The following is a 2,264-nucleotide window of genomic DNA, read 5'->3' as shown; positions in this document are numbered from 1 at the left end:
TACGGATGGGCACCCTGGACGCCGAACTGCTGCCCGCACCCCGCACGACCGCCAAGTTCGACCTGTCCTTCGAATTCACCGAACACCACGACGGCGGCTCCCCGGCCGGCATCGAGGCGCTGCTGGAGTACAGCCTCGATCTGTTCGAGTCGTCGACCGCCACCGACATCGGCGTCCGGCTGCACACGCTGCTGGCCGCAGCCGTGACGGATCCCGCGCGGCCGGTCTCCCGGCTGCCACTGATGGACGACCAGGAGCGCGAACGGCTTCTGCACGGACACAATGCCACCGCGCGCGAGTACGACGACCTCAGCCTGCCCGTCCTCTTCACCCGGCAGGCCGCGCGCTCGCCGAATGCCACCGCCCTCGTCTTCGGCGAGCACGCCATGACCTACGGCGAACTCGAAGCCGGCGCGAACCGCCTGGCACACCACCTCACCGCCCGCGGTGTGGCACCGGGTGACGTGGTGGGCGTGCACCTGAACCGCTCGTTCGCGCAGGTCACCGCCGTTCTCGCGGTCCTCAAGGCAGGCGCGGCCTACACCGTGCTGGACCCGCAGCTCCCCGCCGCCCGGCTTGAGGGCATCGTCCGGCAGGCCGGTGTCCGGACCGTCGTGGGCTACCACGACGACCTCGCACCGGAGATCGCCGGCGCGGTCTCCCGGGTGGTCGATCCGCAGACCGAGGCGGCCGCCGTCGCCGGGTGCAGCGACCTTCCGCCGTCCACTGTGCCGGGGCCCGGCGACCTGGCCTGTGTGATCTTCACCTCCGGCTCGACCGGGCGCCCCAAGGGCGTCGCCGCCCCGCATCGCGCCGTCGCGGGCACGCTGCTGAGCCAGGACTACGCACGCTTCGCCGCCGACGAGGTGTGGCTGCAGTGCGCACCGGCCAGCTGGGACATGTTCGGTTACGAGCTGTTCGCGGCGCTCCTGCACGGCGCCGTCTGCGTGCTGCAACCCGGCCAGCTCCCGGAACCCGCAGTGATCGCCGAACTCGTCGACGAGCACGAGGTCACCAGCCTGCACGTCGCGGCCAGCCTGCTGAATTTCCTGCTCGACGAGTACCCGAAGACCTTCCGCACCGTGCGCCAGGTGATGACGGGAGGGGAGGCGGCCTCCGTCGCGCACCTGGCCCGACTCCGCCAGCGTTACCCGGACCTGCGCGTCGTCAACGGCTACTCGCCGGCGGAAAGCATGATCTTCACGAACTGCCACACGGTGACAGCGGCCGACATCGACCGTGGCGTGATCCCGGTCGGGCGGCCGATCGCGAACAAGCGCTGCTACGCCCTCGACGCCGGCCTCGAGCCGGTCCCGGCCGGAGTGACCGCGGAGCTCTACATGGCCGGCGTGGGGCTCGCCGACGGCTACCTGGGCCAATCCGGGCTAACGGCGGAACGCTTCGTGGCAAACCCGTTCGGTGCGCCGGGGGAACGGATGTACCGCACCGGCGACCTGGTGCGCTGGAACCGCGACCGCGAGTTCTACGAGTTTCTCGGGCGGGTCGACGACCAGGTCAAGATCCGTGGTTTCCGGGTGGAGCCGGCCGAGGTCCAGTCGGTGATCGGCAGTCATCCGGCCGTCCGACAGGTGGCCGTGGTCGTGCACGAGGACGTGCCGGGGGACGGTCGGCTCGTCGCGTACGTCGTACCGAGCCTGGACGACCTCGACACCGATGCGCTGCGCGACTTCGCCGCTGCCCGGATGCCCCACTTCATGGTGCCGTCGATGTTCGTGGTCCTCGCCGCGCTTCCGCTGCTGGACAGCGGAAAGGTCAACCGGCGGGCGCTTCCCACGCCGCTGCCCGCGGCCGCAGCGAACGGGCGGGCACCGGACACCCCGACGGCCGCTGCGCTCTGCGGCATCTTCACAGAGTTGCTGGGCGTGCCCGACGTGGGGATGGACGACGGGTTCTTCGAGTTGGGCGGCCACTCACTGCTCGCTTCGCGGCTGGTCAGCCGGGTGCGTTCAGCCTTCGGCGTGGAATTGCCGCTGCGGGCCGTCTTCGAACACCCGACGGTCGCCGGCCTCGACCGGCTGCTCGGGTCGGCCGGCGAGGCCCGGCCCCGGGTGACACGCCGGGACCGACCCGACACCATCGACCTCTCACCGGCTCAGCAGCGTCTCTGGATCCTCGACCAGTTGCCGGGTCACGGCTCGACCTATCACATTCCCGGCCAGATCCGGCTGCGTGGGGCGTTGGATGTGGTGGCGTTGCGGGCGGCGTTGGGTGATGTGGTGGCGCGGCACGAGAGTTTGCGGACG

The 2,264-nt window shown here is 70.8% G+C and carries 1 protein-coding gene; it reads left to right on the top strand.

What is annotated here, in order from left to right:
* A partial coding sequence (locus tag ACZ6N8_RS31150; RefSeq protein ID WP_466014635.1) for a non-ribosomal peptide synthetase occupies positions 1 to 2,264 on the top strand: 2,264 nt, incomplete at both ends.

The organism is Micromonospora sp. NPDC047521, assembly GCF_055587305.1.
Note: the sequence above shows the minus strand (reverse complement) of the source record. Positions and strands in the feature narration are given on the sequence as shown.